Raw genomic sequence first — 15,222 nt, forward strand, 5'->3', positions numbered from 1 at the left:
CCGGATGAGGGGTTCTCTCCGCGACCACCGCTCCGGGTGAGGGGATCAGCTCTATCGAAAATGCGGACCCTACTTCGCCTCCGCGCTCGCCACCGGCCGCACCGGATCGCCCTCGCGCAGCAGGGCGCCCGCGCGCGCCACCACGGTGTCGCCCTCGACCAGCCCTTCCTTGATCTCGACCTGTCCGGCCGACATCAGCCCGACCTCGACGCGCTTGGTCTCCACCCGCCCGCGGCGGATTACCTGCACCACGGTGCCGGCGCTGCCGTAGAGCACCGCAGTGAGCGGCACCGAGATGTTGCAGCTCTGCCCGGTGCGGATCAGCGCGCGCCCGGACGAGTTCACCAGAAACCGCCGCGCCGGCGTGATGCCGATGATCACCTGGCCGAGCTGGCTGTTCGGCTCGACGGTCGGCGCCACCCGCCGCACGCGCCCGTCGACCTCGCCGGCGCCGGGGATCTTGATCCGCGCCTGCTGGCCGACCTGGAGCCGGCCGAGATCCTTCACCGGCACCATGCCGACGATGTCGAATTCGCTGCGCGCGATGATCGAGAACAGCGCCTCGCCCTTGGCCCCGGCCACCGCCCCGATCGCCGCCGAGGACTGCGAGATCAGCCCCGCCACCGGCGCGGTGACGTTGACGACGCCGCCCTCGGGCGGGGTGAGGCGGGCAAGCTGCTGGCCGGCCGTGACGGTCTCGCCGGCATCGGCCAGGATTTCCGAAACCTTCAGCCCGAACCGCTCCGGCCGCACCGCCGTCTCCTCCCGCGCCAGCACGATGCCGGAGACCTCGACATTGTTGTTGAAGCAGGCCTTTGCAGCCTTCAGCACGGTGACCGCCGGGCCGCGCGCGGGAGGCTCGCCGGCGGGGTCATCCGCGGCGAGGGCGGGGGTGGCGAGGAGGAGGGCGGCGAGAAGCGGACGAAGGGCGAAATGGCGCATGGTGAGGGCGTTTTCCGTTGTCGGAACTACCGATAGCAGAAGGGGGAATGTGGGCAAAGCGGATAAGCCCCTGGGATCGCTTCGCCCTGCCGGCAACTTTTGCTAATCAACCCGCCGGATATCTGCGCCGGGGTAGGAAATGCTGACGGGTGAACTACGCTCCAAGATCGACAACGTCTGGAATGCCTTCTGGGCCGGCGGCATCGCCAATCCACTCGAGGTGATCGAGCAGATCACCTACCTCCTGTTCATGCGCGGGCTGGACGAAGCCCATACCCGCGAGGAGAACCGTGCCAACCGGCTGGGTAAGCCGATGGAGCGGCGCATCTTCCCGACTGGCAAGGACGGTATCGGTAAGGGCGGCGGCCTCGCCTACGAGGACATGCGCTGGTCGCGACTGAAGAACCGCGACCCCAAGACGATGTTCGAGATCGTCTCTGAGCATGTCTTTCCCTTCCTGCGCAACATGGCGGAAAAGGACACTGCGCACGCCACCCACATGAAGGGCGCGCGCTTCACCATACCGACGCCTGCGCTGCTGTCGAAAGTGGTCGATCTGCTCGCGGATATCCCGATGGAGGACCGCGACACCAAGGGCGACCTCTACGAATACATGCTCTCGAAGATCGCGACCGCCGGCCAGAACGGCCAGTTCCGCACCCCACGTCACATCATCGCGCTGATGGTTGAGATGATGGCGCCGAATCCGAAGGACGTGATCTGCGATCCCGCCTGCGGCACCTGCGGCTTCCTGGTCGCGGTCGGCGAATATCTGCGCGAGAATCATCCGAAACTGTTTCACGAGAAGGAAAGCCGTGATCATTTCAACGAGGAGATGTTCCACGGCTTCGACTTCGACGGCACGATGCTGCGCATCGGCTCGATGAACATGACGCTGCACGGCGTCGAGGACCCCGACATCCGCTATAAGGACTCGCTGTCGCAGGAACATGCGGGGGACGAGGGCCGCTATAGCTTGGTGCTTGCCAATCCACCGTTTGCAGGAGCGTTGGACTATGAAACGATCGCTAAGGATTTGCAGGCCATCGTCAAGACCAAGAAGACCGAATTGCTGTTCATGGCGCTGTTTCTGAAGCTGCTGAAGCCCGGCGGGCGAGCGGCGGTGATCGTGCCTGATGGTGTGCTGTTCGGTTCGTCCACTGCACACAAGGCGATCCGTAGGATGTTGGTGGAGGATCACAAGCTCGAAGGCATAGTGAAGTTGCCGTCTGGCGTATTCCGGCCCTATGCTGGCGTTTCCACTGCGATCGTGCTGTTCACCAAGACCAATTCTGGCGGCACGGATCATGTCTGGTTTTACGATTGCCAAGCTGATGGCTTCTCGCTGGACGACAAGCGCAACGCGCTACTGCCGCAGGATGAGAAGATCGGACCGTGCGCGAAGCTCCAAGATGACGAGCACGACAGAAACAATCTTCCCGATATAGCGGCGCGCTGGAAAGAGCGCGACGGTTCGGAGCGCAGCCGTTCGCGTACGGCGCAGAGCTTTTGTGTACCGAAGACGAACATAACCGCGGCCGACTACGACCTCTCGATCAGCCGCTACAAAGAAGTCGTGCACGAGACGGCGGAGCATCGGCCGGCGAAGGAGCTCATCGCGGAACTGAAGGTTCTGGAAAAAGAGATTGCTGATGGGCTCGCGGAGCTGGAGGCGATGCTATGAACGTCAACGCAGCTCCAATGATCAAAGACTGCGTGGAATTTCATCGCACGACTATTGGCGCAATCTGCGATCAGTTTGATGGGGAGGTGCAGACAGGACCTTTTGGAAGTCAGTTGCATGCGTCTGACTACTCTGATGAAGGCATTCCTGTTGTCATGCCGCAGGACATGCTCGATGGAGAGATCTCGTGCGCGAATATTGCGCGTGTCGATGCAAGTCATGCTCGAAGGCTAAGCCAGCACCGACTTCGCGTTGGTGACGTGGTCTTTAGTCGTCGAGGTGACGTGAGCCGATTCGCGGTAGTTACGGAGCAAGAGGAAGGATGGCTCTGCGGAACGGGGAGTATTCGCATTCGTTTGAACTTCCCGAACCTCGATATGGGCTATTTGCGTCACTTTCTAAAGCGCGATGAGGTCGGCAGTTGGCTTCTCTATCACGCTAAAGGCGTGACAATGCCTAATCTCAATACAAGTATTATTCGCGCGATTCCATTTTTTTATCCGCCGCTCAACCAGCAGCGGCGGATCGCGACGATCCTAGATAAAGCGGATAGGCTGCGCCGTAAGGGCAAGCGTGAGCTTGAACTACTCGGCAGCCTTAATCAGGCGACTTTTCTCGATATGTTTGGAGATACGGTAAGGAATACGAAGGGTTGGATAGAGAAGCCGCTAGCAGCTTACGAATCATTTCTCACTAGTGGGTCACGTGGTTGGGCAAAATACTATTCAGCCGCGGGTAAGGCGTTCATTCGAATCCAGAATTTGAGAAATGGCGACCTCTCGACCAATGATATGGTTTTCGTCGATCCTCCACAAAGTGCTGAAGCGGAAAGAACGACTGTGCGTGGAGGAGATGTTTTGATTAGCATTACGGCTGATCTCGGAAGAACTGCTGTGGTTCCGGACACTTTGGACGGCCAAGCTCACATCAATCAACACATCGCCCTTGTACGGGTCACCGGCATAAATCCAATTTACCTGTCAATGTATCTCGCCAGTGCAGGAGGAGAGGTTCAGTTTAGAGCGTTGAATCGACAAGGCGTGAAGGCGGGGTTGAACTTTGACGACATCCGGAGTCTGCGGATCTTGGAGCCTCCCATCCATCTACAAGCGACCTACGCGGCTAGGACGACCCACATCCGAAAGATCATTGATAAGGCAGCTCTAGCGGCAATGAAATTTTCGGCATTGTTTTCCTCCCTTCAATCCCGCGCCTTCTCCGGGCAGCTCTGACCATGCGCTTCGAGTTCGATTGGGACCCGGCCAAGGCGGAGAGCAATCGGCGCAAGCATGGGTCACCTTCGAGGAGGCCATGGGGTGTTCGCCGATGCCCTGGCCCTGTCGCGGCTCGATGAAGAGTCTGGCCAGGGGGAGGAGCGCTGGGTTACCATAGGGCGAATTCCCACGAGCAAAATACTGCTGGTGGTGCATACTTATATCGAGATATCGGCGGACCGGACTGCCATCCGCATCATTGCGGCCCGCCGGCCGACTCGCCGCGAGGTCAGTCATTACGAGGAAGGGTGACCAGATGAGGGATGAATACGACTTCTCGAACGCCGAGCGTGGCAAGTTCTTCCGCGAGGGCGCGCGCCTTGTGCCGCCGGTCCATCTGGAGCCGGAGGTGCTGGACTATCTGGTCGAACGTGCTTCGGCGCGGGGAGTGTCGCTGAGCTCGCTGGTCAACACGCTGCTCAAGAAGGACATCGAACTGATCGACGCCGGTAAATAGCATCGACGATGTCGAACTTCGCCTTCCTCGCCTCCGAATTTCCTGCCGTGCACGAGGCGGCAGTAGAGGCGGAGCGTCAGGCAGCGGTGTCGCCGACCGCGGCGGCGTTCTTTGCGGGAAAGACGGTAGAGGTTGCCGTCAAGTGGGCGTTCCGGAACGACCCCGGTCTCAAGCTCCCCTATCAGGACAATATCGCGGCGCTCCTGCACGAGCCGAGCTTTCGCCGGGTAGCCGGCGAGGCGGTGTTTGCGAAGGCGAAGTATATCAACTCGCTGCGCAACCGGGCTGTCCACGAGGAGCGGCAGATCAAGCCGGGTGACGCGACGGGCGCGGTGAAGGAGCTGTTCCACGTCTGCTTCTGGTTCGCGCGCACCTACGCCCGCAAGGGCAAGCCGGCCGACGGACTTGCTTTCGATCCCGCGGTACTGTCGCGTCGCGACGAGGCGCTCAAGAAAGCGTTCGTCCATATCAAGCAGCAGCAGGAAGCGCTCGACGCCAGGAATGGCGAACTTACGAAGCTGCTTGCCGACAATCAGAACCTTGACGAAGAACTGAAAAAGCTGCGGGCCGAGGTCGCCGCTGCGCGCAAGGCGGCCGAGGCAAAGCCGGACAAGCACGACTACAACGAAGCCGAAACCCGCGACCGCTATATCGACCTGCTGTTGCGCGAGGCCGGCTGGACGCTCGACGGACCCGACGACCTCGAATTTCGCGTCGAGGGCATGCCCAACAACGAGGGCGTCGGTTACGTCGACTATGTGCTGTGGGGCGCCGACGGCAAGCCGCTTGGTCTCGTCGAGGCCAAACGCACGCGCAAGGACGCTCGGGTCGGGCAGCAACAGGCCAAGCTCTATGCCGACCTGTTAGAGGCCCGCTTCGGCCAACGGCCGGTGATCTTCTATTCCAACGGCTACGAGCACTGGATCTGGGACGATACACGCTATCCGCCGCGCCAGATCGGCGGCTTCTACAAGCGCGATGAACTTGAATTGCTGGTGCAGCGCCGCACCGGCCGCAAGCGGCTGGCTGCGGAGGCGATCAGCCGCAAGATCGTCGAGCGGCCCTACCAGCAACGCGCCATCAGGGCGATCGCGCGGCATTTCGAGCAGGATGGCGAGCGCAAGGCGCTGCTGGTGATGGCCACCGGCTCCGGCAAGACGCGCACCGTGATCGCGCTGGTCGATCTTCTGATGCGTGCCAGCTGGGTCAAGCGCGTCCTGTTCCTCGCCGACCGTATTGCCCTAGTCAATCAGGCGGCCGGCGCATTCAAGATGCACCTGCCGGATTCTGCCCCTGTCAACCTCATCACCGAACGCACCAGCGATGGCCGCGTGTTCCTGTCGACCTATCCGACGATGATGAACCTGATCGACGGCAGACAGGAGGGCAGGGTCAAGTTCGGCCCCGGCCATTTCGATCTCATCGTTATTGATGAAGCGCACCGCTCCGTCTACCAGCGCTTTCGCGCCATCTTCGAGTATTTCGATTCCTTCCTCGTCGGCCTGACGGCGACGCCAAAGGACCAGATCGACAAGAACACCTATTCGCTGTTCGATCTGGAGGATGGCGTTCCGACCGACGCCTATTCACTCGATGAAGCGGTTGCCGATGGCTATCTCGTCCCGGCAAAGCCTATCTCGGTTCCGCTAAAGATCGTCCGCGCCGGTCTGCGCTACGACGAACTTACCGACGAAGAAAAAGACCATTGGGATATACTCGAATGGGGCGAGGAGGAGGTCCCCGATAGTATTGAGGCAGCCGAGATCAACAAACGCCTTTTCAACGAGGACACGGTCGATCTCGTGCTTGAGCATCTGATGCAGAATGGCCTCAAGGTTGAGGGCGGTGACCGGATCGGCAAGACCATCATATTCGCCAAGAACCAGGACCACGCCAAATACATCGAGGCGCGCTTCAATGTGGCCTATCCCAATCTGGCCGGTCATTTCGCGCGCGTGATCACCTATGAGACCGGTCCTTACGCCCAGACTCTGATCGACGATTTTTCCAAGAAGAGTTCGGTTCCACACATCGCGATCTCTGTCGACATGCTGGATACCGGCATCGACGTCCCCGAAGTCGTCAACCTCGTCTTCTTCAAGCCGGTTCGCTCGAAGACCAAGTTCTGGCAGATGATGGGCCGCGGCACGCGCCTCTGCCCCGACCTGTTCGGTCCCGGTCAGGACAAGGAATATTTCCGCGTCTTTGACTACTGCCAGAACCTCGAATTCTTTGGCGCAAATCCTGAGATCAAGGAGGCCGGCGCCGCGAAGTCGCTGTCTGAAAGACTCTTCACCGCGCGTCTCGATCTCGTCCGCGCTCTCAGCGAGAAGCACGAAAAGGCGGATGGCTTTGCCGAACAGGGTGGCGGTACGTATCAGGCAAGCCCGGATACGCCGCCAAGCGAAGAAGAGGTCCGTACCAGCGCGTTGAAAACCCTTCAGGATACCGTTGGCGGCATGAATCTCGACAACTTCATCGTCCGCCGCCACCGCCGGTCAGTAGAGAAGTATCGCAAGCCCGAGTCATGGCAGGCCTTGAACGACGAAGCGCGCAAGGAACTGGTCGACGAAGTCGCGCCGCTGCCGTCAGCAAACAACCTCGGTATCGAGGAAGCCAAGCGGTTCGACCTTCTGATGTTCTCGCTCGAACTGGCCCTGCTCAAGGGATCGAAGCGGTTCGACACCCTGAAGAAGCAGCTCATCGAAATCGCCTCCGCACTGGAAGATCAGGTCGGCATTCCCGCCATCGCGCATCAGGCGGCCTTGATCGAGGAAATCCAGACCCAGCAATGGTGGGAAGGCGTCACCGTTCCCTTGTTTGAGCTGGTGCGCCTGCGACTGCGCGACCTCGTGCAGCATATCGAGAAGACCCGAAAGGCCATCGTCTACTCCAACTTCATCGACGAAATCGGCGAAGGCGTCGAGCACGTAATGCCGCAATTCGCCGCCACGGACTTCGCGCGTTTCAAGCAGAAGGCCCGTCATTTTCTCAAAGCACACGAAGACCACATCGTGCTTCACAAGGTTCGGCATGGCCGGCCACTGACTTCATCTGACTTGAACGAGCTCGAAAAGTTGCTGCTGGATGCCGGCGTTGGTGAAGCCGGCGACATTACAAAGGCCAAGGAAACGAGTCAGGGCTTTGGCCGCTTCGTTCGTTCGCTGGTCGGCCTCGACCGCGCCGCGGTGAGCGAGGCCTTCGGTGAATTTCTCGCTGCCGGTACGGCAACCGCGGCCCAAATTGAATTCATCAACATGGTGATCGAGCACCTGACCGACCAAGGTGTGATGGACCCCGAGCTGCTCTATGAGCCGCCGTTTACCGGCGTCGCTCCGACGGGGCCGGAGCATCTGTTCGACGAAGCCAAGGTCGTGCGTCTGGTGGGCAAGATTCGCGAGATCAATGACAGCGCGGTGGCCTGATCAGGCTTGGCGGTATGCAGTGCGGCAAGGTGACCCGTCGGGCAAATCAGTCTGAATCGTGTCAAGTCCTAGATACCAAAATATTCCGCTTGCATGTTTCTGAAAATCAGAAGTATAACTCCCGCACACCATCCCGACGAGGGGCGTTTCGCGATCGTCACGATTTGTAGGGGTGGAATGCGATGGACGCCTTGGCGTGGCGCGGTTTCGTGCCGGACGAAAACGCTGGGGCGTACGACGAAGCCGTGTGGTCCTGACGCCGCTATGCAGGCATCAAGTTCGCGGGAAGCTCATGCTTTTCACGGGCGACAGTGACAACCAAGCGCTCTCACTGGGGAGAGCACGGTATAAGTCGTAAAGCCATTGCGCAGGGGATGTCGGACTGCCTCCGCTTCACCTGTATGCTCGTGTGCATTTTCCTTTGCGCAAGCAAGCACACGAGACCGCGGGTGCAGCGTGCACCCGGCATTCCCTGCGCCCTCACTCTCTCGAGGGTCAAGGTATCGGCCAAAAACCCGGGCGTGTCGCGCCGCGGGATCGCGAGCGGCTGTTTGAAAACTTACACGCGGCGTCATCGCCCGCGCAGGCGGGCGATCCAGTATTCCAGAGACGTCAGTGGTTCATCCGAGAGGCCGCGGTGTACTGGATACCCGCAGGAGCCTGTCATCGGGCTCGCCGCAGGCGAGACCCGGTGGCGGGTATGACGGTCATAGGGTGCGGCAATGACCGAGCTAGTGGCAATACCTTCGCTCCACCCACGCGCCGCTCTCGTTGCGCTCGCGCCGGAAAGTGCAATGGAGCTGGATCTTCGCGTCGATCATCCGCGGCCGCACATCGATCGGCCTCGGCAGGCTCGGCGTGTTGAGGTTGAGATTGTTCATGCCGGCCTGTGCCGCGGAAACGGAGACGAGGGCCGCTACAGCGGCGAGGGCGAGAGAGGCGGTTCTGGCTGACATGGCGGCGCTCCGGGCTGGTCGCGAGCTGACCCCGCTTTGTCGCAGGCTGGAGGAGGCGGGTTCACGCCCTCACTCGTCGCCACCCGCGAAGGCGGGTGGCCCAGTATTCCAGAGGCTTCAGTGATTGAGTCGAGGGGCCGCGGCGTACTGGATACCCGCCTTCGCGGGTATGACGGTCACTGGATGGGATAGAGCGCTACCCCTTCTTCTGCCGCTTCGCCGCAGCAGCCGCGTCCACCACGTTGTCCACCTCCTCGCGCCAGGCGGTGATCTCCGCGGCGAGGATCGGGTGGTTAAAGCCCTTCAAATTCAGATCGTCGATCGGGCGGCCGTCGACCCACGGCTCGACCATGCCATAGACCCTTCGGCTCACCACGATCTGGCCGGCCTTCGCCTCGTCGCACAGGCGCGAGGCGAGGTTGGTGACGCTGCCGATCGCGGCGTATTCCAGCCGCTGCTCGAAGCCGATCTGGCCGAGCGTGGCATAGCCGAGCGCAATGCCGATGCCAAAACCGAGATTGTGGCCTCGATTGCGCCAGCGGTCGCACAGCTTGCCGATGGTGTCGCGCATCTCGACGCTCATCTTCACCGCGCGCTTGACGTGGTCCTCGAACTGGATCGGCGCGTTGAACAGGATCATCACGCCGTCGCCGGCATAGCGGTCGAGCGTGCCCTCGTAGCGGAAGATCAGTTCGCCGAGCGCGGCGTGATATTCGCGCAGCACGTTCATCGCCTCTTCCGGCTCGGTCTGCTCGGTGAAGGCGGTAAAGCCGCGCATGTCGCAGAACACCACGGTGACCTCGCGGCGATGGCTGTCGAGCAGCGACTCCTGCCCATCGGAGGAAGCGATCAGCTGCGCCACCTGCGGGGCGAGGAAGCGCTCGAGCTTGCGGATGCGCTCGATTTCGCCGAGCTGCGTCTCGACGCGGTCCTCCAGCGACTTGTTCCAGTCCTTGAGCTGATCCGTCTGCTCCTGCAATTGTGCCGCCTGCTGCTGCACCGTGGAATGCGCCGCCGCCAGCTCGCGGCTGGTCTGGTTCACCTCGGTGAACAGCCGCGCATTGCGCATCGCCAGCACCGACTGGTGCGCAAAGGTCTTCATCAGCCCGATCAGATTCTGCGAGAACTCGCCGGCATTTTTCCGCAGCACCACCAGCGAGCCGAGCACGCCCTTCTGATCGACCAGCGGCACGACCAGCACGGAAAGATAGCCGGCGGCAATGGTGATATCGCGCAGCGGATTCTCCGCGATCGCAACCACATTGGGGATCGCGATCGGCTCGCCGCGGACGGCGGCATCGCCGAGCACGTTGCCTTCCTCTGCGATCGAGACGTGCTCGCCCTTGGCATCCCTGTCGATGCCGATCGATTCGGTGAGGTTGAAGGTGCGGTGCTCCGCGTCATAGCCGTAGATCAGCACGGCGTCGGCATGGGTGATCTCCAGCGCGCGCGCCGCCACCGTCGGCAGCACGGCGTCGAGATCGAGCGAGGACGACACCGCGCGACCGACCTCTTCCAGCACCTTCAGCTCGTTGATCGACTGCGCCAGATCCCGCGTGCGCTCGTTCACCTTCGCTTCGAGGTCGGCGTAGGTGTTCTGGAGCTGCCCGGCCATGCTGTTGAACTGCGTGGCGAGCTCCTGCAACTCGTCATGGGTGCGCACGTCGATGCGGTGATCGAACTCGCCGTCGCCGAGCCGCCGCGCGCCGGAGGACAGCGCTGTGATCGGGATCAGCATGCGCCGCGCCAGCACGACGCCGGCGAGGATCGCGACCACGAGGCCGAGCGCCATCAACAGCGCGATACGCACGAGCTGGTCGCGGATCGGCGCGAGCGCCTGGGCCGTCGGCTGCTCGAAGAACACGAACCAGCCGAATTTCGGCACCGCGCTCTCGGTCGTCAGCACGTCGTGGCCCGCCGTATCCCTGCCGGACGAGACCGGCGTGCCGCCATGCGCCAGCACCGCGGCGACCTGCGGCAGGCTCGCAAGCTCCTTGCCGATGTCGGGGCCCTTGGTCGAGCTCGCCAGCACCTGCCCGCGCGGATCGACCACATAGGCAAAGGCCGAGCGGCCGACCTGGGCGTCGCTGAGATAATCGGAGAGGAAGCGCAGATCGATCTCGGCGACGGTGACGCCGGCGTTGTAGCCGGAATGCGACAGCGCGATCGAAATATACGGGTGCTGGTCGCGGAAATAGGCCGGCGAAAAACTAGTGCCGCGCGCCAGCGTCTCGGTGAAACGGACGTCGCGGGAGAAGTCGACATTGCTGCCGTAATTGACGGTCAGCCGCGACAGCCGCAGCTGCTCGCGGCCCTGGCCGGAGATGAAGGAGAGCTGGTTGACCGCCGGCACCTGGTTCAGGAGCTGCGAATAGTCCGCGCGGCGCTGGGCCAGCGTGTCGGCGTCATTGCTCTTGGTGGAGCTGGCGCGGGTCACCCAGCTGATCTGGCGCTCCAGCTCGGCCATCGACTGGTCGATGCGCTTGGCGGTCGCCTCGGCCTTCTCGCCCATCGCGTCGGTCAGCGAGGTCTTGGTGCCGGAATAGCCGATCCAGGTCTCGATCGCGCCGTTGACGGCGAGAACGAACACCACGAGGCCCACCAGCGCAAAGACGTATTTGGCGAACAGGCCTCCACGCAGGAACCAGATCTTGCCGCTGCCCTCGTTCATCCAGACCCTCGTGCGCCGCCAATGTTCAGGTCGCGCGCATCCGCAATGATGGTCATGGCCGCCGCCGCAGCGCGGCAGCCGCCTCAGCCGAGTCCGAATTTAGCACAGATTGAAGAGCCGGACCGTCCATCGGACGGCATGGTTAGCCCGGATTCTGGGCAACTCCCCCGTCAAATTCTCCCGTCATGGCCGGGCTTGACCCGGCCATCCACGCCTTATTGGGCGGGGCGGGCAAAGACGTGGATGCCCGGGACAAGCCCGGGCATGACGATGGGAGCGAGTTAACGGTTGAAAAGCTGCCGCAAGACCTCGTTCATCGCGTGGCTGTCCTGCGGCGGGTCGTTCTGGGCAGGAGCGGCCGGCGCCGCCTGCTGGGGCGCAGCCTGCGCGGGAGCGGGTGCGGGAACCGGCTCTTGCGCCGCGTCGCCCGGCGGCATGCTGCGGCCGCGGATTTCGCGGGTGCTGCTGGTCCGGGGCGCGGGCGATTGCGACGGGGCAGGCGAGGGCGAGGTGTTCAGCCCGCCGAGGCCCTGCTGGATCAGGTTGCCGAGCGTCGCACCGAGATCGCCGCCGAGCTGGCCTCCGCCTTGCCCGCCTTGGCCGGGCTGGCCGCCGGCGCCACCACCCTGCGCGCCGCCGAGCAATCCGCTGATCGCGGCACCAAGATTTGCAGCATTGAGCCCGGCGCCGTCCTTGCCGAACAGGCCCTGGCCCATCTGCTTCAGCTTGGCATAGGCCTGATCGGGATTCTCCAGAATGCCGCTCATCTCCGGATAGATCCGCGGCTGCGCCCACGGCCCGTCGACGATCACGGGGATGCCGAAGCCGACCGGGTCATTGGTGCGGCCCTGGCCTTCGGTGGTCAGCACGAGTTTCGGCTCGACCCGAAAGCCCATCTGCTTGGTGCCGAGATCGATCGTGCCGACGCCGGTCATCTTGACCAGCGGGCCGACCAGGTTGAGGTCGTAGGTCGTGGCCTGGCCCTTGTCGATCTTGAATGACACCGAGAGCTGCGAGAGGTCGGTCGCCTGCTCCTTGTTTTCATTCCAGCCCGACTGCGTGCTTGTCGTGAGCGAGCGGATCATCTGCGCGACATTGAGGCCGCGGATGGCGCCGTCCTGGAACACGACGAACGCGGTGCCGCTCGTGCCGGACATGATCGCGCGCTGGCTGTTGCCGGTCGACTTCACGTCGATCTTCGCCTGCATCTTGCCGTCGAGCTTGTCGAAATCGGCAACGCCCTGGAGCAGCGGCAGCGCGCGAACACCGGTCAGGTCGAGCTGTAGTGCGTAGGACGGATTGGCCGCCGACGCATCGATGGTGATGCCGGCGCTGGCCGTGCCTCCGTAAGCGCCGAGGTTTGAGATGCGCGTCTTCAGCACGCCGCTCGCAAGCGTCGCATCGATCGCGGCGGGCGAGAATTTGGCGGTGCCGAAATCGAGCTCGGCGGCAGAGATGCGCGCCTGCGCATCGACATAGTTCAGGCCGTTGACGTCGATCGTCGCGTTGCTCCAGGGCGCCATCGCCGAGCCGCCCTGGTTCACCGGCGCATTCGCGAGCTTCAGCCGCTGGAAATCGAGGTCGAGCTTGACCAGCGGCTTGCTGGCAAGGTCAACCGAGGCCCAGCCGTTGAATGCGCCCTCGCCGAGCAGGCCGGTCAGCCCGTTGATCATCACGACATTGCCGTTGAGCCGCACCTCGGCCTTGCCCGATACCGGCCCCGGGAGCAGGCCGGCGGCGTCGATGTTGAATTCGGTCGGAATGTTCTGCCGCTCCACCGGCGCCGGAGGCGCGGTCGCCTTGATGTCGAACTTGAGCGGATGTTCGCCGGTTCGGGCGCTGCCGGTGATCCTGACCTTGCGATCTGCCGACATGGTGAAGTCCGCGTTCATGCCCTCGATGCGGCTCTCGACACGGTCGCGCAGATTGGAAAACACCATCGTGCCGCCGGTGACGATGACATGCTCGATGTTGAAAGGTTCACTGCCGCCGACGGTTTTGGCGGGCGCCGTCTCGCGCACCCGCTCGCGCTGCAACGGCAGGTTCACGACCGGCCGCACGATCACCAGCTCGGTGATCTGCGGCTTGCCGGACCAGAGGCTTCCCAGCGCGACATCCGCCTCGATGCTGCCCGCAGTCAGGCGGTTGTTGATGTCGCGGTCCTTCGGATCGCTGAGCGTGACGTCCTTCATCGTCACATTGAGCGACGGCCACAGCGCGATCTTGGCCCCGCCGTTGATCGCGAGCTTGTAGCCGGTCTCGCGCTCGACCCGCTCCTGGATGGTGGAGGTCAGGAAGCCGGAGGGGACGCCGACAATCAAGAGCAGCACCGCCACAACGACCAAGGCGGCGACGGCGGCGCCGGCTATTTTGAGCAGCTTCATGTCGACATTCCCGAACGGCGAGCAAGTTTACCCCGCAAAACGCGCGGGGTGGCTCCAAGGGAGCCAAAAATAATCCATGGGGACTGCAAAGTTATGTGACTTATGGCACACTTCCAATGCGGCGAATTATGCGAACGGTCCGGAACTGGACTGGTCAGGGTTGGAAGGCATTGCAATGAGCAAACAGGCCGAATTTGCGGTCATTTTGAAGATGAATCCGATGTTCGCGGACCTGGGCGCCGACGAACTCCAGCGAATCTCGAGCCTCTGCCATACCCAGCAGCTCGGCGTGGGCGAGGTCCTGTTCCAGAAGGGCGATCCCGGGGATGCCCTGTTCGGGGTCCGGCGCGGCCAGATCCGGATCGAAACCGGCGCCTCCGACGGTAGCCGGCTGACGCTGAATTTCATGGGGCCCGGCGATCTGTTCGGCGAAGTCGCCGTGCTCGACAGCCAGAGCCGCACGGCGGATGCCACCGCGGGCGAGCCCAGCGAACTGTTTGTCCTGCGGCGCGAGGATTTCCTCGCCTTCCTCGAGCGCGAGCCCAAGGTCGCGATCAAGATCATCATGCTGCTGTGCCAGCGCATCCGCTGGCAGAGCGAGCGGATGGAGGAATCGATGCTACAGCCGCTGCCGGTGCGCCTTGCGCGGCGGCTGTGCGCGCTGGCGTCGGATTTCGGTTCCGAAGTTCACATCTCGCAGGAGCAGCTCGGCATCTTCGTCGGCGCCGCCCGCGAAAGCGTCAACCGCCAGCTCCAGCTCTGGCGCAAAGACGGCATCCTGGACCTTCAGCGCGGCCGCATCCTGCTCCAGAATATGACCAAGCTGACGGCGGTGGCGAGGAACGAGTAGGGCCAGATCAAGCCGCTTCGGGAACGTAATGCAGAGTCAACAGCTCTGTCCGCCGACACGGTACGAGGGCATAGGCACGGCCTTGTTCGTCGCTGAATTCGACGAGCAGAGTCTCGTTGTCGAGCTGCTCCACCACGGTTCCTACCTGCCCGCGCGCCAGCCGCCGCTCCGGAACGCCGGAAAGCAGCGCGACTACGCTCAACTGCGACGGCTCGCTTTCAGCCATTACAACACCCAACAGGTAACGAAAGTTGGCATCAACTCGCCAACCCGCACGATCCAGATCGTTCTTACCACAGCGGTCCTGTTTTGTCGCGCAATCGTGGCGTCGATGCGCCAGTAGGCGCCCCATTCGTCGGCACCGGTTTGGGAGGCTTCGGCAGATCGTGCCGCCCCCAACAAGGCCCCTTTCAACCAAACGGCATCGCCCCGATTAAGCCCAAGGGCATCGCGAAACACTCTAGCCTTATGGCGCCCGCGAGGGTGAGAAGGATTGAGACAGTAGTCTTCAAGCTTGCGGATATCGACGACAGCTTGCGCCCCATTGGGCAAATACGTCGGCATCCGACATTGGCTCCG

The 15,222-nt window shown here is 62.5% G+C and carries 12 protein-coding genes; 6 read left to right on the forward strand and 6 right to left on the reverse strand.

Annotation, left to right across the window (positions count from 1 at the left end; translation table 11 throughout):
• Nucleotides 1-69: 69 nt before the first annotated feature.
• Nucleotides 70-942, reverse strand: a complete 873-nt coding sequence (locus JQ628_RS20415; protein WP_212224866.1) for an efflux RND transporter periplasmic adaptor subunit — start codon at nucleotides 940-942, stop codon at nucleotides 70-72.
• A 139-nt stretch (nucleotides 943-1,081) separates the two neighbouring features.
• Between JQ628_RS20415 and JQ628_RS20420 the strand changes: the two genes are divergently transcribed.
• From JQ628_RS20420 to JQ628_RS20440, 5 genes are all read left to right on the forward strand, one after another.
• Nucleotides 1,082-2,626, forward strand: a complete 1,545-nt coding sequence (locus JQ628_RS20420) for a type I restriction-modification system subunit M (protein ID WP_212224868.1) — start codon at nucleotides 1,082-1,084, stop codon at nucleotides 2,624-2,626.
• A complete protein-coding gene (locus tag JQ628_RS20425) occupies nucleotides 2,623-3,858 on the forward strand; it encodes a restriction endonuclease subunit S (protein ID WP_212224870.1) in 1,236 nt (411 codons plus the stop codon). The genes JQ628_RS20420 and JQ628_RS20425 overlap by 4 nt, the downstream gene beginning before the upstream one ends.
• Nucleotides 3,859-3,942: 84 nt before the next feature.
• Nucleotides 3,943-4,152, forward strand: coding sequence for a BrnT family toxin (locus JQ628_RS20430; RefSeq protein WP_212224871.1), 210 nt, complete (start codon nucleotides 3,943-3,945; stop codon nucleotides 4,150-4,152).
• 4 nt (nucleotides 4,153-4,156) lie between these two features.
• Complete coding sequence (locus JQ628_RS20435; protein ID WP_212224872.1) at nucleotides 4,157-4,357, forward strand: hypothetical protein; 201 nt, start codon at nucleotides 4,157-4,159, stop codon at nucleotides 4,355-4,357.
• 8 nt (nucleotides 4,358-4,365) lie between these two features.
• The gene (locus JQ628_RS20440) at nucleotides 4,366-7,782 is read left to right on the forward strand and encodes a DEAD/DEAH box helicase family protein (RefSeq protein WP_212224873.1); all 3,417 of its coding nucleotides are present in this window, start codon (nucleotides 4,366-4,368) and stop codon (nucleotides 7,780-7,782) included.
• 731 nt (nucleotides 7,783-8,513) lie between these two features.
• Here the strand turns inward: JQ628_RS20440 and JQ628_RS20445 are convergent.
• From JQ628_RS20445 to JQ628_RS20455, 3 genes are all read right to left on the reverse strand, one after another.
• Entirely contained in the window at nucleotides 8,514-8,738 is a 225-nt protein-coding gene (locus tag JQ628_RS20445) for a hypothetical protein (RefSeq protein WP_212224874.1), read from the reverse strand.
• A gap of 196 nt (nucleotides 8,739-8,934) precedes the next feature.
• Nucleotides 8,935-11,409, reverse strand: coding sequence for an adenylate/guanylate cyclase domain-containing protein (locus JQ628_RS20450; RefSeq protein ID WP_212224875.1), 2,475 nt, complete (start codon nucleotides 11,407-11,409; stop codon nucleotides 8,935-8,937).
• A gap of 281 nt (nucleotides 11,410-11,690) precedes the next feature.
• A complete protein-coding gene (locus tag JQ628_RS20455; RefSeq protein ID WP_212224876.1) occupies nucleotides 11,691-13,793 on the reverse strand; it encodes an AsmA family protein in 2,103 nt (700 codons plus the stop codon).
• 175 nt (nucleotides 13,794-13,968) lie between these two features.
• Here JQ628_RS20455 and JQ628_RS20460 point away from each other — a divergent pair, with 175 nt between their 5' ends.
• A complete protein-coding gene (locus JQ628_RS20460; RefSeq protein WP_212224877.1) occupies nucleotides 13,969-14,643 on the forward strand; it encodes a Crp/Fnr family transcriptional regulator in 675 nt (224 codons plus the stop codon).
• 7 nt (nucleotides 14,644-14,650) lie between these two features.
• Here JQ628_RS20460 and JQ628_RS34965 read toward each other — a convergent pair whose 3' ends face one another.
• Both JQ628_RS34965 and JQ628_RS34970 read right to left on the reverse strand, forming a co-directional pair.
• Entirely contained in the window at nucleotides 14,651-14,869 is a 219-nt protein-coding gene (locus tag JQ628_RS34965) for a DUF4926 domain-containing protein (RefSeq protein ID WP_433996151.1), read from the reverse strand.
• Nucleotides 14,869-15,207, reverse strand: coding sequence for a DUF6883 domain-containing protein (locus tag JQ628_RS34970; RefSeq protein WP_433996152.1), 339 nt, complete (start codon nucleotides 15,205-15,207; stop codon nucleotides 14,869-14,871). Before JQ628_RS34970 ends, JQ628_RS34965 begins: the two co-directional genes overlap by 1 nt.
• Nucleotides 15,208-15,222 lie beyond the last annotated feature (15 nt).

Origin of the sequence: Bradyrhizobium lablabi (assembly GCF_018129385.1) — a bacterium.
GTDB lineage: Bacteria > Pseudomonadota > Alphaproteobacteria > Rhizobiales > Xanthobacteraceae > Bradyrhizobium > Bradyrhizobium lablabi_C.

What these genes read in the sequence shown, in the direction of transcription:
- JQ628_RS20420 (WP_212224868.1), top strand. Translation starts at nt 1,082, where the DNA reads ATGCTGACGGGTGAACTACGCTCCAAGATCGACAACGTCTGGAATGCC.
- JQ628_RS20460 (WP_212224877.1), top strand. Translation starts at nt 13,969, where the DNA reads ATGAGCAAACAGGCCGAATTTGCGGTCATTTTGAAGATGAATCCGATG.
- JQ628_RS20435 (WP_212224872.1), top strand. Translation starts at nt 4,157, where the DNA reads ATGAGGGATGAATACGACTTCTCGAACGCCGAGCGTGGCAAGTTCTTC.
- JQ628_RS20450 (WP_212224875.1), bottom strand. Translation starts at nt 11,409, where the DNA reads ATGAACGAGGGCAGCGGCAAGATCTGGTTCCTGCGTGGAGGCCTGTTC.
- JQ628_RS20445 (WP_212224874.1), bottom strand. Translation starts at nt 8,738, where the DNA reads ATGTCAGCCAGAACCGCCTCTCTCGCCCTCGCCGCTGTAGCGGCCCTC.
- JQ628_RS20440 (WP_212224873.1), top strand. Translation starts at nt 4,366, where the DNA reads ATGTCGAACTTCGCCTTCCTCGCCTCCGAATTTCCTGCCGTGCACGAG.
- JQ628_RS20415 (WP_212224866.1), bottom strand. Translation starts at nt 942, where the DNA reads ATGCGCCATTTCGCCCTTCGTCCGCTTCTCGCCGCCCTCCTCCTCGCC.
- JQ628_RS20455 (WP_212224876.1), bottom strand. Translation starts at nt 13,793, where the DNA reads ATGAAGCTGCTCAAAATAGCCGGCGCCGCCGTCGCCGCCTTGGTCGTT.
- JQ628_RS34965 (WP_433996151.1), bottom strand. Translation starts at nt 14,869, where the DNA reads ATGGCTGAAAGCGAGCCGTCGCAGTTGAGCGTAGTCGCGCTGCTTTCC.
- JQ628_RS34970 (WP_433996152.1), bottom strand. Translation starts at nt 15,207, where the DNA reads ATGCCGACGTATTTGCCCAATGGGGCGCAAGCTGTCGTCGATATCCGC.
- JQ628_RS20425 (WP_212224870.1), top strand. Translation starts at nt 2,623, where the DNA reads ATGAACGTCAACGCAGCTCCAATGATCAAAGACTGCGTGGAATTTCAT.